The organism is Pseudarthrobacter sp. B907, from assembly GCF_040137805.1.
Classification (GTDB): domain Bacteria; phylum Actinomycetota; class Actinomycetes; order Actinomycetales; family Micrococcaceae; genus Arthrobacter.
This window is the reverse complement of the sequence record NZ_JBEEQE010000008.1, coordinates 44,393-59,340: the sequence shown is the minus strand read 5'-3', so window position 1 is coordinate 59,340 and position 14,948 is coordinate 44,393. Positions and strand designations below refer to the sequence as shown.

Sequence of the window (14,948 nt, the reverse complement as noted above, 5' to 3'; positions counted from 1 at the left end):
AACACATTGATCAACCTACAGGTTGAGTAACTAGTGATACGGGACCCCGTGGCCGACGACGACGAACACCTCGACTCCGCCTTCCTGGCGCTGGCCGACCCCGTCCGCCGCCGCATTATCGCCCGGCTCAGCCGGGGCCCGGCCACTGTCAACGAATTGGCGGAACCCTTCGCGATCACCAAGCAGGCGGTCTCGAAGCACATCCAGGTCCTCGAGCAGGCGGGCCTCGTCACGCGCACGCGGGACGCCCAGCGCCGGCCCGTCCATCTGAACCCCGCACGGCTCGAAGCACTCACCGCATGGATCGACCAGTACCGGTTGGTCCGCGAAGAGCAGTTCCGCAGCCTCGACGCCGTGCTCCAATTCCAGGCCGCTGCACGCGGCACCCAGGCAAAGGACTCATCATGAGCAACGCCCTGAAACTCACGGTTCCGGAAGGCTTGCCCTTCATCGACTTCGAGCGGGACTTCGACTTTCCCGTCGCCGAGGTCTTCCGCGCCCACAAGGAACCCGACCTTGTCGCCCAGTGGCTCGGCCCGCGGCGCCTCACCATGGAGGTGGACCACTACGACTTCCGCACCGGCGGCAGCTACCGGTACACGCACACCGGGCCCGACGGCGTCGCCCACCGTTTCAGCGGCGTCTTCCATACCGTCCGGGAGAACAATTTCGCCATCCAGACGTTCGAATACGGCGGCTATCCGGACGTGGTCAGCATCGAGGCCATCACCTTCCAGGACCTTGGCGGCGGCCGCACCCGGCTCAGCGCCCACGCGGTCTACCCCAGCATGGAGGCCCGTGACGGTATGGCGCAGTCCGGGATGGAGGGCGGATTGACCGAGGCCTACGAGCGGCTCGAGGAGCTGCTGGCCGGCGCGAAAGTCTAGGACCGCCCTCGTCCTTAGACGAACAACGCGGGGTCACTTCCGGTCCATCCCACAGGGTGGAATGGGCCGGACGTGACCCCGCGATGGTTTCAAGGGCCCGTGGTCAGGAGACTTGCAGGCCGCCGTTGATGTCGTAGGTGGCAGCCGTGATGTAGCCGGCGTCCTCGCTGAGCAGGAAGGACATCAGGGCCGCGACCTCGTCGCGGGTGCCGACTCGGCCCATCATGATGCCCTCGGACATCGCGGCTTTGCGCTCATCGCTGAGCGTGCCTCCCATGATGTCGGTGTCGATCGGCCCCGGGGCCACCGCGTTGACGGTGATGCCGAATTCGCCGACTTCGCGTGCCAGGGCACGGGTGAATCCGAGGATCCCGGCCTTCGAGGCGCTGTAGGCGACTTTGGAGAACGTTCCGCCGCCGCGCTGTGCGGAGATCGAGGACACGCTGACGATCCGGCCGACCCGCCGTTCGATCATGCCCTTAAGGACCCGCTGAGAGACGATGAACGTGCCACGCATGTTGATGGCGAAGACCTTGTCCCACTCGGCGACGGACGTCTCCATAAATGGCGTGGGTGAGCTGATGCCCGCCAGGTTGGCCAGGCCGACGATCGGCGGAAGCGACTCCTCGACCTCGGTGATGGCCCGGTCCACCGAGGCCTCGTCCGAGACGTCGGCCCCGACGCCGATCGCCTTCACGGCCCGGTTTGAACCGATTTCGGCTGCGGCGGCCTTAGCGTCCTCGGCGTTGATGTCAAGGATCGCGATTGACCAGCCGTCGCGGGCCAGGCGGTCGGCCGCGGCCCGGCCGATGCCGCGGGCCGAGGCGGCGCCGGTCAGGACGACGGTGCGTTCGGCGGGGAATGTGCTCTGGGTTGTCATAAGTGCTTCCTAGTGGCTGTCTGCTGGGGCGGGGGCGGTTGCTGCGGGAGCGGAGACGCCCTCCGGACGTTTGCGGGCGTAGAGGTAGGTGGCGACCGCGGTGATCGCGAGGCAGGCCGCGAGGAACGTCAGGCCGCTCTGGCTGTTGCCGGTGGTGTCCTTGAGGATGCCGACGATGTACGGGGCGACAAAGCCGCCGAGGTTGCCCAGTGAGTTCACCATGGCCAGGCCGGCCGCGGCTGCGGCGCCGGTCAGCGCTGCGGACGGCATGGCCAGGAACGGCGCGATCGCCGAGTAGATGCCCATCGCCGCGAGCGTCAGGAAAACCATGGCGAGGATGGCGTTGACCGGCAGCAGGTAGCCTGCGCCGAGCAGGCCGACGGCGGCAATCACCATGCTGACGCTGGCGTGCCAGACCCGGTTGCCGGTGCGGTCCGATCGCTTGCTCCAGTAGTAGACGAACACGGCGGCGATGGCGTAGGGGATGAAGACGATGAAGCCCACCTGCGTGGTGTCGAACTTACCGAGCGCCTTGACGATGGTGGGCATCCACAGGCCCAGGCCGTAGATGCCGCAGACCAGGCCGAAGTACAGGGCCGAGTACGCCAGGGTGCGGGGATCCTTGAGGCCGGCGAGGAAATTATGGTTGCCGGACTTCTGCTTGTCGGCGAGCTCCTTGCTCATGGTGCTCGCGAGCCAGTCGCGTTCCTCGGGCTTGAGCCACTTGGCGTGCTCCGGCCGGTCGGTCATGACGAACGGCGTGACGAGGCCCAGCACGATCGCGGGGATGCCCTCGATGATGTAGAGCCACTGCCATCCGTGCAGGCCAGCGACCCCTTCCAGGCCCAGGAGCAAGCCGGACACCGGCGCGCCGAGGGCGTTGGAGATCGGCTGCGCGAGGATGAAGATGCCCAGGACGGTCACGCGCTGCGCTGCCGGGAACCAGAGGGTCAGGTAGAACAGGATGGCCGGGAAGAAGCCCGCCTCGGCCGCACCGAGCAGGAAGCGGATGACGTAGAAGGTGGTCTCGCCGTTGACCAGGAACATCGCCGTGGCAAAGATGCCCCAGCTGATGAGGATGCGGGCGATCCACTTCCGGGCGCCGTAGCGGTACCTGCCGCCGTTGCTGGGGATTTCCAGCAGGGCGTAGCCCAGGAAGAAGATGCCGGCGCCGAGGCCGTATGCGGCCTCGGTCAGGCCGATGTCACCCTGCATGCCAAGCTTGGCGAAGCCGACGTTGTTGCGGTCCAGATAGGCGACGAAGTACAGCAGGACGATAAGGGGCATGAGCCGTCGGCGGACTTTGCGGAGGGTGGTCTGGCCCAGTTCACTCAGGGCCGGAGCAGTAGCCAGGGAGGTCATCGCGGGCCTCCACCGGTGATCAGGGTGCCCTGGGAAGGGAAGTGCGCGCGCATGAAGACTCCTTTGGCTTGCGGCATTTCGAGATGTAGGAGATATCAGATGTCTGATATCTGAATGAGATTCTAATCACAGTGGCATGCGGCGTCAACAGGGTTCGCCAAAGAGTCGCGGCCGCTGTGCGGCACGCCGGTGCAGAGGGCGGCGCGACCCGACAAGACCCGCCGTTTGGAGCGGGCGCGGGTCAGCTGGCGGCGGCTCCGCTGCTGGAGACCGCGAGGTAATGCTTGTAGTCCTCGAAGGTCTGGGTGATGTGCGCGTCCATCGCGGAGCGCGCGGCGGCCGGCTCGCCGGAGGCGATGGCGGCAAGGACCACTTTGTGGTGGTGGATGGCGTGCCGCTGCACGTCCGGGAACGCCGAGGTATCCCGGCGCATGGCGTAGAGCAGCGTCGAAAGCTGGGACAGCAGGGCCGGCACAAAGGGGTTGCCGGAGGCGCGCAGCACGGTGTCGTGGAAGGCGATGTCCGCCAGGGTCAGGGCGTCGACGTCGCCCGAGTGGTGGGCGGCCTCCATCAGCTGGACGCTCTCCGTCATGGCGGCGAGGTCGGCCTCGCTGTGGCGTGCGGCCGCAAGTTCGGCGGCTCCGGTTTCGACCATCCGCCGGACCTCCAGCAGGCGCAGCGCCACCTGGTCCGAAGCCACGCCCCTCGACGCTGCGCGCATGATCGCATCCAGTCCGGTCCAGCGCTCAGGGGGATTGACGAATGTGCCGAGGCCGCGCTTGACGTAGACGACGTCCTGGGCCTTGAGGACCTTCATCGCCTCGCGGGCGGTCAGGCGGCTGACGCCCGATTCCTTGGCGATGTCGGCCTCGGGCGGGAGGGCGTCGTCGGCCATGATCTGGCCGCTGAGGATGTATTCAAGGACCCTGTCCACAACGACGTCCACCAGCGTCCGCCGTTTTTCAGCCATCGTAATCCCCTGCCCGCGCGCCCGGGAGCGGGCGCTTTGCCTTCCCTAAACACTACTAGACCCGCGGGGGCGGTCCCCGCCGCCGTCGTCCTTAAACAAACAACGCGGGGTCACTTCCGGTCCATCCCACAAAGTGGAATGGACCGGAAGTGACCCCGCGTTGGTGCTTGGCGCTTCGGGCCTAGAGCGCTGCGAAGACCTCGCGCAGCAGCTTGGCGGTCTCGGACGGCGTCTTGCCGACCTTGACGCCGGCAGCCTCGAGGGCTTCCTTCTTGGCCTGGGCGGTGCCCGCGGAACCGGAAACGATGGCGCCGGCGTGGCCCATGGTCTTGCCTTCCGGGGCGGTGAAGCCGGCCACGTAGCCGACGACCGGCTTGGTGACGTGGGCCTTGATGTAGTCGGCGGCACGCTCTTCGGCGTCGCCGCCGATTTCGCCGATCATCACAATCGCCTTGGTCTCGGGGTCAGCTTCGAAGGCTTCGAGGGCATCGATGTGGGTGGTGCCGATGACCGGGTCACCGCCGATGCCGATGGCGGTGGAGAAGCCCAGGTCGCGCAGTTCGTACATCATCTGGTAGGTCAGGGTTCCCGACTTGGAGACCAAGCCGATGGGGCCCTTGCCGGTGATGTTGGCCGGGGTGATGCCGACGAGGGCCTCGCCCGGGGTGATGATGCCGGGGCAGTTCGGCCCGATGATGCGGGTGACCTGCTTGCCGTTGGCGTCGACCTTGGACTGGGCCAGGGCCCAGAACTCGGCCGAGTCCTGAACCGGCACGCCTTCGGTGATAACGACGACCAGGCCGATGCCGGCCTCGATGGCCTCGACGACGGCGTCCTTGGTGAAGGCCGGCGGCACGAAGACGATGGAGACGTCGGCGCCGGTCTCGGCCATGGCTTCCTTGACGGTGCCGAAGACGGTGATTTCGTTATCGCCGTGCAGGACCGTGGTGCCGGCCTTGCGGGCGTTGACGCCACCAACGATGTTGGTGCCGGCCTTGAGCATCAGGGCGGTGTGCTTGGTGCCTTCGCCGCCGGTGATGCCCTGGACGATGACCTTGGAGTCCTTGTTCAGATAAATAGACATAGTCGGGTCCCTTTACTTCGCTGCGTTGGCGAGCTCGGCAGCCTTGTCGGCGCCCTCGTCCATGGTGGCGGCCAGGGTAACCAGCGGGTGGTTGGCCTCGGCCAGGATGCGGCGGCCTTCCTCGACGTTGTTGCCGTCGAGGCGGACGACCAGCGGCTTGTTCGCGGAGTGGCCGAGTTCGGCGAGTGCGCCGACGATGCCCTTGGCGACAGCGTCACAGGCGGTGATGCCGCCGAAGACGTTGACGAAGACGGACTTGACCTGCTCGTCGCCGAGGATGACGTCGAGGCCTGCAGCCATGACCTCTGCGGAGGCTCCACCGCCGATGTCCAGGAAGTTGGCGGGCTTGACGTTGCCGTGGTTCTCGCCGGCGTAAGCAACGACGTCGAGCGTGGACATGACCAGGCCGGCACCGTTACCGATGATGCCGACGGAGCCGTCGAGCTTGACGTAGTTGAGGTCCTGCGCCTTGGCCTTGGCCTCGAGGGGGTCCGCGGCGTCCTTGTCTTCAAGGTGGGCGTGCTTGGGGTGGCGGAAGTCGGCGTTCTCGTCGAGGGAGACCTTGCCGTCGAGGGCAACGATGTCGCCGGCGCCGGTCTTGACCAGCGGGTTGACCTCAACGAGGGTGGCGTCTTCCTTCTTGAAGACGTCCCAGAGCTTGAGGATCACGGCGGCGACCTTGCCGCGCAGTTCCTCGGCGAAGCCTGCGGCGGCAACGATCTCGTCGGCCTTGGCCTGGTCGATGCCCACGGCCGGGTCGATCGCGATCTTGGCCAGGGCTTCGGGACGCTCGACGGCGAGCTGCTCGATTTCCATGCCGCCTTCAACCGAGCACATGGCCAGGTAGTTGCGGTTGGCCCGGTCCAGCAGGACGGAGAAGTAGTATTCCTCGGCGATGTCGGCACCCTGGGCAATCATCACCTTGTTGACGGTGTGGCCCTTGATGTCCATGCCGAGGATGTTGGTGGAGTGCTCCAGCGCCTCGTCGGCGGTCTTGGCGACCTTAACGCCGCCAGCCTTGCCGCGGCCACCGGCCTTAACCTGTGCCTTGACGACAGTTACGCCGCCGATCTTCTCGGCAGCTGCCTTTGCTTCTTCAGGGGTGTGCGCCACGATGCCAGCAAGCACGGGTACACCGTGCGCCTCGAACATATCGCGCGCCTGATATTCAAACAGGTCCACGGTTTAGTGTCCTTCTACGTCGAAGTAGTTTCTGTACAGCCGGACCCCACGTACTCGCGGTTACCGGGCTGCGGAATAAACGCACCCTGCGACAAGCTTGGAAACGAGCCACACGGCGCAATGCTCCTTGTTCGAACTCTAGTCCTTCCTGCGGACCAGCCCGTCCCAGAGTACCCGTTATGTGAGTAAGGACACTATTCTATTGAGCGTAGAAAAACCGCTAGATTACGGGGTTTTTGGAGCCTCCGACGGCGCCGACGAGCCCGTTGTGGGGGCCAGCGAGATCAGCTCGTAACGGTAGCGCGAAATGAAGAAAGACACGCCGGCGGAGACGTTTCCGCAGGTGGCGCCGCCGTCGTAAACAGGCATGACCCCCTCCCGCGGGCGGCCACCTCAGGCAGGGGCGCCGGGCGTCCCGCCGGCGGCGACGGTCGCCGTGATGACGTCGACGGCGGCGCCCACGCTGTCATCCGCCTCGAACTGCTCGGCCATCGCCTGCGCCCGTGCGCGCCACGACGGATCGCCCAGCACGGTCCCGACGGCGGACCGGAGGGCCGCGGCGCTGGGCGTCTCGGTCTTCAGGTTCACTCCGACGCCGGCGTACTCCACCCGCGCGTTGACGTCGCTCTTCCCCTCGTTCAGGCCGGCGGTCACGAGCGGCACCCCGTGCGAGAGGGCCAGCAGCACGCCGCCGAACCCGCCGTTGGTGACAAAGACGTCCGTGCCGGGGAACACCTGGGCGAAGTCAATGAAGTCCTCGACGAGGACGTTGGGCTGCGGGTAGCGGCGCCGCAGTTCGTCCGACCCCACCCCGCCGGTTGCCACGATCACCTGGGTGTCCGTGTCCTTGAGCGCCTCGATGGTTGGGACCATCAGTTTTGCCGGGTCCCGGTTGTCCACGGTTCCCTGGGTGACGACGACCCTCCGGCGGTAGGTCCCGGCCGCCGTTGGAGCCGCGGCTGGCCCCGCCGTCGGCAATGGTGCGTCCACGGCTCCGGCACGGTGTGGCAGCAGGGCACCAACGTAGTGGACTTTCGGGTTGGTGTGCCGCCGCGGGAAGTCCAGGGACGCGGTGCCCGTCTGGATGACCGCGTGGGACCACCGGTAGGTCTCGTCGAGGATGGCGGCCTCTTTGGGGGTCTGGAGTCCGTAGTTCTGCAGTTGGCGCACGTAGCTGACCCGGGCGGGCTTTGTGACGAACTGGTCGGAGACCAGCCGGGCACCGGCATGGAGGATCCGGTGGGCGGGGGTCCGTGCAGGGGCGAAGCCGAAAAACATCGGAGGCACCAGCGGGTCCGTTTCCATGTTGCCGATCGGCACAAAACTGATCACGGGTTTGCCCAGCACCACCGCCACGAGCCGCTGGATGAACATGGTGTTGTCGAGGACCACCGCGTCGAACGGGAAGCGCTCGTGCACGTCGCGGATGTCTTCGAAGAAGTTGCTGACGTTGCTCGCGAAGATACGCTCGCCGTCGAACCGGATCGCCAGCGGCCCCTTGAGCCTGGCGCGTTGCGGGTAGAGCTCGTTGAGGTTGTCCCCGGTGTGCTCAACCGCCCGGTTGAACGGGTAGTGCGGGATGCCTAGCTGGTCCAGCTTGGGCGCGAGTGTGGAGCCGGTGTACCAGCCGACCTCGTGGCCTTCGTCCTGCAGGCGGACACCGATGCCGGTCATGGGATTGAAGTGCCCGGCGATGGCCTGGCTGGCCAAAAGGATTTTCATGCCTTAGTTTAGGCGCCAATCTTGGTGAGCGGGGCGTACCGCAGCAACAGCCTCTTCTCGCCGATGTCGAACTTCACCTTTGCCACAGTCTTGTCCCCGGCGCCCTCCACGGCCAGCACGGTGCCGTTGCCAAAGCTGGTGTGGTTGACCTTGTCCCCCACGCTGACGGCAACGATTTCCTTCTGCGGCTGGACCCGGTTCTTGGCGATCGCGGCCGGGACGTCGGCGTTGAAGCCGGCCGAGGAGTCCGCGCCGGTGCCGCGCGCGGTACCGGCGCCCCAGAAGGATCCGCCGTAGCGGCTGGATCCGATCGATCCGCCGCCGCCCCAGCTGCTGGCCTGGCTGGTGGATCCTTCGCGCTTCCACTCGACCAGGTCGGCCGGAATTTCCTCGATGAACTGGCTTGCGGGGTTGTACTGGCTCTGGCCCCACATGCTGCGCACCTCGGACCGGGTCAGGTAGAGCCGTTTCCTGGCCCGGGTGAGGCCGACGTAGGCGAGCCGGCGCTCCTCGGCCAGTTCCTTGGGGTCGGTGGCGGAGCGCTGGTGCGGGAACAATCCGTGCTCCATGCCGGTGAGGAACACCACCGGGAACTCGAGGCCCTTGGCGGTGTGCAGCGTCATCAGGGTGACGACGCCGAGCCGCTTGGCTTCGGCGACAGCGGCATCGATATCTGCCCCGGGTGCGTCCGGGATCTGGTCGGCGTCGGCCACCAGCGAGACCTGTTCCAGGAACGCGCCGAGAGAGCCCTCCGGGTTGTCGCGTTCGTATTCGCGGACGACGGCGACGAGTTCGGCGAGGTTTTCCACCCGGGATTCGTCCTGCGGGTCGGTGCTGGAGCGCAGGGTGGCGAGGTAGCCGGTCTGTTCCAGGACGGCTTCCAGGGCCGCGGCGGCTCCAGAGCCGGCAGCCACCTCGGCCAGGTCGTCGAGGAGCTTCACGAAGCCCAGCACGGCATTCACGGAGCGGGTGGCCATGCCGGGCGCTTCCTCGGCGCGGCGGGCGGCAGCCATAAAGGAGGTCCGGTCCCGCTGCGCCAGCGAGGCGAGGGCCCCCTCGGCCCGGTCGCCGATGCCGCGCTTGGGCTCGTTGAGGATCCGGCGCAGGTTGATGTCGTCGTCCGGGTTGACCAGCACCCGCAGGTAGGCGAGGGCGTCCTTGATTTCCTTGCGCTCGTAGAAGCGGGTGCCGCCGACCACCTTGTACGGGAGTCCGACGCGGACCAGGACGTCCTCGATGGAGCGTGACTGGGCGTTGGTGCGGTAGAAGATCGCGACATCGCCGGGGCGGAGGTTTCCCTCGTCCTGCAGCCGGTCGATTTCCTTCGCGATGAACTGCGCCTCGTCGTGTTCGTTCTCGCCGACGTAGCCAACAATCTTCTCGCCGTCGCCCTCGGCGGTCCAGAGCCGCTTCTCCGGCCGGTTGGGGTTGCGGGAGATCACCGAGTTGGCGGCGCTGAGGATGGTCTGGGTGGAGCGGTAGTTCTGTTCAAGCTTGATGGTCCGGGCGTCGGGGTAGTCCTTCTCGAACTCCACGATGTTGCGGATGTCGGCGCCGCGGAAGGCGTAGATGGACTGGTCCGAGTCGCCGACGACGGTCAGCTCAGCCGCGCCGGGGCCTTCGCCGACGATCTCGCGCACCAGGGCGTACTGGGCGTGGTTGGTGTCCTGGTACTCGTCCACAAGCACGTGCCGGAAGCGGCGCCGGTAGGAGTCGGCGAGCGCCGGGAACGCCCGGAACATGTAGACGGTTTCGGCGATCAGGTCATCGAAGTCCATCGCGTTGGCCTGCCGCAGCCGCTGGGTGTAGCCCTTGAAGACCTCGGCGACGGCCAGCTCGAAGGGGTCGTTGTAGTTGGCGCTGGAGGCGTAGCTGTCGGCGTCGATCAGTTCGTTTTTCAGGGCCGAGATCCTGTGCTGGATGGCTTTGGGCGCGAAGCGCTTGGGGTCCAGGTCCAGGTTCTTGGCCACGAGGGTGATGAGGCGCAGCGAATCGGCGGAGTCGTAGATCGAGAAGTTGGAGTTCAGGCCCACGTTGGCAGCCTCGCGCCGCAAGATCCGCACGCAGGACGAGTGGAAGGTGGAGATCCACATGGTCTTCGCCCGGCCGCCGACCAGCAGCTCGATCCGCTCGCGCATTTCCGCGGCGGCCTTGTTGGTGAAAGTGATGGCCAGAATCTCGCCGTGATGCGCCCGCCGGGTGGCGATCAGGTAGGCGATGCGGTTGCTGAGCACCCGGGTCTTGCCCGAGCCGGCGCCGGCCACAATCAGCAGGGCGCCGCCGGCGTGTTTGACGGCTTCTTCCTGCTGCGGGTTGAGCCCCTGCAGCAGCTCGTCCGCGTTGGGCAGCCGCGGGCGGTCACCTTCGTCGCCGTGCCCCGCGCCGTGCCCGCCATGGGAGCCGAAAACGGGCGCGGCCACCGGGCCCGGCATGCCGCTGCCAGCCCCCGGGTTTCCGGACGCTTTCGCGGTCGCGGCAACCTTCGGTGCAGCTTGGAAGGGTCCGGCGGCATAGGGGTCAAACAACATATCCATGGTGTTAACCAGTCTAGGCGGTGCCACTGACAGCTCGATCCGGGGCACCCCTCCCCCGACGGACATGCCCTTTCCCGGCGGCGGCGGATGGACATATCGGCATTATGTCCACTGCTTAAGCCGAAGAATGAGCATGTCCATCGGGCAGCTGCCTCAGGAATGAGCATGACCGTTGGTGCTGCCTGGTCGCGGGCCTCTTGCCCCCACCGCCCCCGACCCGCCCCCGACGGACATGCTCTCTCCCGGCGCCGGCGGATGGACATATCGGCATTATGTCCACTGCTTAAGCCGAAGAATGAGCATGTCCATCGTGCAGCTGCCGCAGGAATGAGCATGACCGTTGGTGCTGCCTGGTTGCGGGCCTCTTGCCCCCACCGCCCTCGACCCGCCCCCGACGGACATGCTCTCTCCCGGCGCCGGCGGATGGCCATATCGGCATTATGTCCCCTGCTCAAGCCGAAGAATGAGCATGTCCATCGGTCAGCTGCCTCAGGAATGAGCATGCCCGTGGGTGCTGCCCCAAGAATGAGCATGTCCATCGGGCAGCTGCCTCAGGAATGAGCATGCCCGTGGGTGCGGCCCCAAGAATGAGCATGTCCATCGGGCAGCTGCCTCAGGAATGAGCATGCCCGTGGGTGCGGCCCCAAGAATGAGCATGTCCATCGGGCAGCTGCCTCAGGAATGAGCATGCCCGTGGGTGCGGCCCCAAGAATGAGCATGTCCATCGGGCAGCGGCCTCAAAAATGGGCATGCCCGGGGGTGCTGCCCCAAGAATGAGCATGCCCATGGGTGCTGCCTCAAGAATGGACATGCTCCCTGTGCCCTGCGTCGTCAGGGGAAACGCACGGAGGTTTCGCAGGGTCGGGCCCGGCTTACCCGACCGACCCGGACTCCAGCGCGTCGCGGAGCTGCCGCACCGCCGTCGTGCCTCCGGCGACATGCCAGTCGAGGCCGTTGACGCGGACGACGTCGGTGGCGCCGCCGGCCGCGTGCACGATCGCCTGGCCCGGCAGCCAGTCCCACTCCGGGGAGCTGTGCTGGAACCAGCAGTCGAGTTCGCCGTCGGCCACCCTGCCGAGGTCGCACGAACCGGAGCCGAACATGCGCAGCGCCGCCGCCGCGGTCGCCGCGGCATGCCAGGGCATGGCACACATCGGGTCGGCAAGCCAGGTCGGATGGATGTAGGTAGCGGCACCCAGCTCCGCCAGCTGCGATTCGGAGCGTCCCCGGCCGCCGGCGTCGAGGTGCCGGAAACTCGTCAGCGGCTCACCGTTGAGCGTGGCGGCCCGCGTGGTGCCACCGAGCCAGAGCTTGTCCTCCTCGGGCTGGAAGATGGCCCCGAGCAGCGCCCCGGACGCATCCTTGAGCGCGATCGCCGAGCACCAGTAGCTGGAGCCGTGCAGGAAGTTGTACGTGCCGTCCACCGGGTCGATCACCCAGGTCCGGCCGCTGCTGCTTTGCCGGGAGGCGCCCTCCTCGCCCAGGATGCCGTCGTCGGGCCGGCAACGCTGGAGCTGTTCGAGCACGTAGGCCTCTGCGGCGTGGTCCGCGGCGGTCACGACGTCGGAGACGGAGGTCTTTTGCTGCCCCTCCAGGCCGCCCTGCCGCATCAGCAGCGCCAGGTTTCCGGCTTCCCGCACCAGAGCCTCGGCCAGCTGGTAGTCGTCCAGTTCGGGGCTCAGGTCCGCGGTGCTGTGCCGGCCCATCCGGTGTCTGCCAAGTTCGTTACTGCCTAGTTCGCTCACGCGTTCAGCCTAGCTGGCGCCGTGCGACGCTGAACAGGCGGGCCGGCGTCGCCGCGGTCCCGGCTGGAGACCGGCGGGGCGCGGCCCGGGAAAAGGGCGATAATGGTGCCATGGCCAAGACACCCGCCCAGCGGATCAAGAAGCACGGCGCCAGCGCGGCCGTCCCCCAGCACCACCTGCCCGCGGTGATCAACCCGAGCACCACGCGGACCCCGCAGAAGGCGCAGAGCAACAGCAACCTGATCCTGATCGCGGGCGTCGTGGCGAGTCTGTTCCTGTTCTGGTACGTCCACCTACTGACCCTGAACCAGCTCACGCAGCTGAGCGGCGGACTCCCGATGCCCGATTCGCTGGTCGGCGGCTTCGACCAGGGCTTTGTGGAGCAGTTGCGCTCGGCCATGGACGGTGACGCCCGCGGACAGCTCAACTACGTGCACAAGACCGCCGGAACGCTGTTTCCGCTGATCTTCGGCTTCACCTGGTTGCTGCTGATCGGGACGAATGTGGCCAGGAAGGGACTCCGCTGGGCTCTGTGGGCCGTGCCGCTGCTGTTCGCGGGGGTGCGGCTGTGGGGGAACGCCGCGATCGACGCCATGATGTCCGCGGACACGCTCGACGGCGGCCAGGTCGCCCTGGCGTCCGTCCTCACGCTGGCCGGCTGGGTACTGCTGATCCTGAGCCTCGTGGTTGGCGGTCCGGCAGTATTCCTGGGCCGGAAGTCAGCCTCGGTGCGGGCTGACACGACGGGTTCCGCTCGGGCCTAGCGGATCGAGAATCTGCGGGCCCGAGGTTCGCTCTGGGCTCGCAGCCTCGCCTCTGAGAACCACGGCCCGACGGATGGACATGCCCACTCCTGGCCGCGACCAATGAGCATATTCCGTATATGCCCACTGCACGACTCCAGCGGAGGGCATGCTCAACCTGCCGGTGGACTGGGAACATCAGCGCCGCGGGACATGCCCACTCCTGGCCGCGACCAACGAGCATATTCCCTATATGCCCACTGCTGGACGCCAGTGGAGGGCATGCTCAGGAAGCGGGATCAGTTGCGGTCGAAACCCATTACGCGGACCAGCCAGGACCAGAAGGAAGCCCTTCCTAGTTCGGCCCTGAGAAAGTCGCGAGCCTGCTGGGCGCGTAGTGTGGCCCCAGCCCTTTCAAAGTGAGTGACTGCGTCGCTCAGAGGCCTTCGAGCCGCCTCCGTGTCTCCCTGCGCAAGGTGCGCACGGCCCAGGAGGAGGCATGCCTCGCCAGAACGCTGTGGCGAAATACCGTCCTCGTTTGCGCAAAGTTCCGACAAGACTTCGATGGCCCCCCCGAGATCACCGGCAAGGTAACTCCAGTGAGCCCGATTCAACTTTAGAAGTAGATAGTCGTTCGCGCTGCCACCAATGACGTCGGTCGCGAGTTCAGCGCGTTCAATGCACCGGAGCGTATCCGCATCCGCGATGTCGGCTGCTAGACGCATGGCGGCAGACGCCTTGTTGAATTTTGCCCAGACATCCAAGTTTCTGGCAGGAGAAAATGTGCTCGCGGCCAGCTCGTGAAAGCGCAGTCCTTCATCCGCCCTGTTGCAGAGGAACGCCACATTTCCGATGACCCAGTATGCTTTTCCCGCCAGTTGGTCATCCAAGTCGTCCGAAATGACGTCCCCGAGTTTCTGGCACTCCGCCCAAGCCTCGGCAAGTTTTCCGCAATCGGCGAGGGCAGCGATCAAGGCCTGCCTTGCCTTAACGTTGATCTCAAGGTCGTCATCTCCGGGCGTCAATTCTGCGCCCATCCGGGCCGATTCGACCGCTTCGTCCAGCAGTCCGGCCCGTTGCTTGGCAATGGCTAACAATATGTAGGCACGTGCTTTGGCCTGGCCCGAAGCCACCGCCGGTGGCTTGTCGACGAGGGAAACCGCCAGTGAAGCCGCCTCGTCGAACTCGCCGGCGTCCAAAAGCGTCTCGGTTTGGAAGAACTTCATGTCCCACTCTGCGAGAAAATCGCCGTCACTCCGGGCGATGGTCGCGGCATCTTCGGCCCTGCGCGCAGCTAGGCCGAATTCATGATGGTCCCGATGGTGCCGGGCCTGGAGTTGGGCCGCGACGTATGCCGGTGACGCAATTTTTTCAAGCATAGGTTAAGTATCCGTGGTCGGTGGAGTGAATCTGGACAGCACACGCAATCCGCGATGTCCGAAAATTACGGCATTGCGGGGAGCTAACATATTCATTTCGAGAACCCTCACAAATCGTTACCTTGCGGCGTGTTGGGAGGCCATATACTAACTTCGTATCACATGAGTCACATCAGCCTCTCAAGTAACAGGAGTCCTAAATGAAGAAAACGATCGCAACACTTCTTGTCGCGGGCGCCCTTGCCGCGGCAGGCATGTCCGCCTCGGCCGCAGTCTCTGCAAGCGGGGACAACTCGGGCTCGGTAGTGGCAATTGAATGGTGGCCGAACTCCACCCCGAAGAACTAACGGAGTCAGCAACCGCAAAGGGCGGGGACCGGATTTACCTCCGGTCCCCGCCCTTTGTTATGTCCGGCTAGTTACGTCTGGCAGCAAGACAGCCAGCCGAACCGCCGTCGTAC

The 14,948-nt window shown here is 65.9% G+C and carries 14 protein-coding genes; 4 read left to right on the top strand and 10 right to left on the bottom strand.

All coding sequences use genetic code 11. The features are described from left to right. The first annotated feature begins 33 nt into the window (after positions 1–33). On the top strand, positions 34–408 hold the full coding sequence (locus ABLI39_RS09010) for an ArsR/SmtB family transcription factor (protein WP_502935211.1): 375 nt from the start codon (positions 34–36) through the stop codon (positions 406–408). Further along, positions 405–887: an SRPBCC family protein gene (locus ABLI39_RS09005; RefSeq protein WP_349413076.1), complete on the top strand. Its 483-nt coding sequence runs from the start codon at positions 405–407 to the stop codon at positions 885–887. The genes ABLI39_RS09010 and ABLI39_RS09005 overlap by 4 nt, the downstream gene beginning before the upstream one ends. A 103-nt stretch (positions 888–990) precedes the next feature. On the opposite strand, the gene ABLI39_RS09000 is transcribed toward ABLI39_RS09005, so the two are convergent. From ABLI39_RS09000 to ABLI39_RS08960, 9 genes are all read right to left on the bottom strand, one after another. Then, on the bottom strand, positions 991–1,767 hold the full coding sequence (locus ABLI39_RS09000; RefSeq protein WP_349413075.1) for an SDR family NAD(P)-dependent oxidoreductase: 777 nt from the start codon (positions 1,765–1,767) through the stop codon (positions 991–993). Positions 1,768–1,776: 9 nt separating this feature from the next. After that, positions 1,777–3,129, bottom strand: coding sequence for an MFS transporter (locus ABLI39_RS08995; protein ID WP_349413074.1), 1,353 nt, complete (start codon positions 3,127–3,129; stop codon positions 1,777–1,779). 241 nt (positions 3,130–3,370) lie between these two features. Then, a complete protein-coding gene (locus ABLI39_RS08990) occupies positions 3,371–4,099 on the bottom strand; it encodes a FadR/GntR family transcriptional regulator (protein ID WP_349413073.1) in 729 nt (242 codons plus the stop codon). Positions 4,100–4,280: 181 nt separating this feature from the next. Further along, a complete protein-coding gene (sucD, locus tag ABLI39_RS08985) occupies positions 4,281–5,183 on the bottom strand; it encodes a succinate--CoA ligase subunit alpha (protein WP_146335623.1) in 903 nt (300 codons plus the stop codon). Between the two features lie 12 nt (positions 5,184–5,195). After that, the gene (gene sucC, locus ABLI39_RS08980; RefSeq protein WP_349413072.1) at positions 5,196–6,365 is read right to left on the bottom strand and encodes an ADP-forming succinate--CoA ligase subunit beta; all 1,170 of its coding nucleotides are present in this window, start codon (positions 6,363–6,365) and stop codon (positions 5,196–5,198) included. Between the two features lie 225 nt (positions 6,366–6,590). Beyond that, positions 6,591–6,734 carry a hypothetical protein gene (locus ABLI39_RS08975; RefSeq protein ID WP_349413071.1) on the bottom strand — a complete coding sequence of 48 codons (144 nt, stop codon included), beginning with the start codon at positions 6,732–6,734 and terminating at the stop codon, positions 6,591–6,593. Positions 6,735–6,758: 24 nt separating this feature from the next. Then, positions 6,759–8,087 carry a glycosyltransferase gene (locus ABLI39_RS08970; protein ID WP_349413070.1) on the bottom strand — a complete coding sequence of 443 codons (1,329 nt, stop codon included), beginning with the start codon at positions 8,085–8,087 and terminating at the stop codon, positions 6,759–6,761. Positions 8,088–8,095: 8 nt separating this feature from the next. Then, positions 8,096–10,615 (bottom strand): DNA helicase PcrA, encoded by a 2,520-nt coding sequence (gene pcrA / locus ABLI39_RS08965; RefSeq protein WP_502935213.1) that lies wholly within the window; start codon positions 10,613–10,615, stop codon positions 8,096–8,098. 878 nt (positions 10,616–11,493) lie between these two features. After that, a complete protein-coding gene (locus ABLI39_RS08960) occupies positions 11,494–12,327 on the bottom strand; it encodes an inositol monophosphatase family protein (RefSeq protein WP_349413164.1) in 834 nt (277 codons plus the stop codon). 149 nt (positions 12,328–12,476) lie between these two features. On the opposite strand from ABLI39_RS08960, the gene ABLI39_RS08955 reads away from it, so the two are divergent. Then, on the top strand, positions 12,477–13,130 hold the full coding sequence (locus ABLI39_RS08955; protein ID WP_349413068.1) for a hypothetical protein: 654 nt from the start codon (positions 12,477–12,479) through the stop codon (positions 13,128–13,130). Positions 13,131–13,408: 278 nt separating this feature from the next. On the opposite strand, the gene ABLI39_RS08950 is transcribed toward ABLI39_RS08955, so the two are convergent. Then, positions 13,409–14,488, bottom strand: a complete 1,080-nt coding sequence (locus ABLI39_RS08950; RefSeq protein WP_349413067.1) for a tetratricopeptide repeat protein — start codon at positions 14,486–14,488, stop codon at positions 13,409–13,411. A gap of 200 nt (positions 14,489–14,688) precedes the next feature. Between ABLI39_RS08950 and ABLI39_RS08945 the strand changes: the two genes are divergently transcribed. Continuing rightward, the gene (locus ABLI39_RS08945; protein WP_349413066.1) at positions 14,689–14,835 is read left to right on the top strand and encodes a hypothetical protein; all 147 of its coding nucleotides are present in this window, start codon (positions 14,689–14,691) and stop codon (positions 14,833–14,835) included. The last annotated feature ends 113 nt before the right edge of the window (positions 14,836–14,948 follow it).

Coding starts and splice junctions, on each gene's coding strand:
- ABLI39_RS08995 (WP_349413074.1), bottom strand. CDS start 3,129: ATGACCTCCCTGGCTACTGCTCCGGCCCTGAGTGAACTGGGCCAGACC.
- sucD (WP_146335623.1), bottom strand. CDS start 5,183: ATGTCTATTTATCTGAACAAGGACTCCAAGGTCATCGTCCAGGGCATC.
- ABLI39_RS08945 (WP_349413066.1), top strand. CDS start 14,689: ATGAAGAAAACGATCGCAACACTTCTTGTCGCGGGCGCCCTTGCCGCG.
- ABLI39_RS08960 (WP_349413164.1), bottom strand. CDS start 12,327: ATGGGCCGGCACAGCACCGCGGACCTGAGCCCCGAACTGGACGACTAC.
- ABLI39_RS09005 (WP_349413076.1), top strand. CDS start 405: ATGAGCAACGCCCTGAAACTCACGGTTCCGGAAGGCTTGCCCTTCATC.
- pcrA (WP_502935213.1), bottom strand. CDS start 10,615: ATGTTGTTTGACCCCTATGCCGCCGGACCCTTCCAAGCTGCACCGAAG.
- ABLI39_RS08970 (WP_349413070.1), bottom strand. CDS start 8,087: ATGAAAATCCTTTTGGCCAGCCAGGCCATCGCCGGGCACTTCAATCCC.
- ABLI39_RS09000 (WP_349413075.1), bottom strand. CDS start 1,767: ATGACAACCCAGAGCACATTCCCCGCCGAACGCACCGTCGTCCTGACC.
- ABLI39_RS08990 (WP_349413073.1), bottom strand. CDS start 4,099: ATGGCTGAAAAACGGCGGACGCTGGTGGACGTCGTTGTGGACAGGGTC.
- ABLI39_RS08975 (WP_349413071.1), bottom strand. CDS start 6,734: ATGCCTGTTTACGACGGCGGCGCCACCTGCGGAAACGTCTCCGCCGGC.
- ABLI39_RS08955 (WP_349413068.1), top strand. CDS start 12,477: ATGGCCAAGACACCCGCCCAGCGGATCAAGAAGCACGGCGCCAGCGCG.
- ABLI39_RS08950 (WP_349413067.1), bottom strand. CDS start 14,488: ATGCTTGAAAAAATTGCGTCACCGGCATACGTCGCGGCCCAACTCCAG.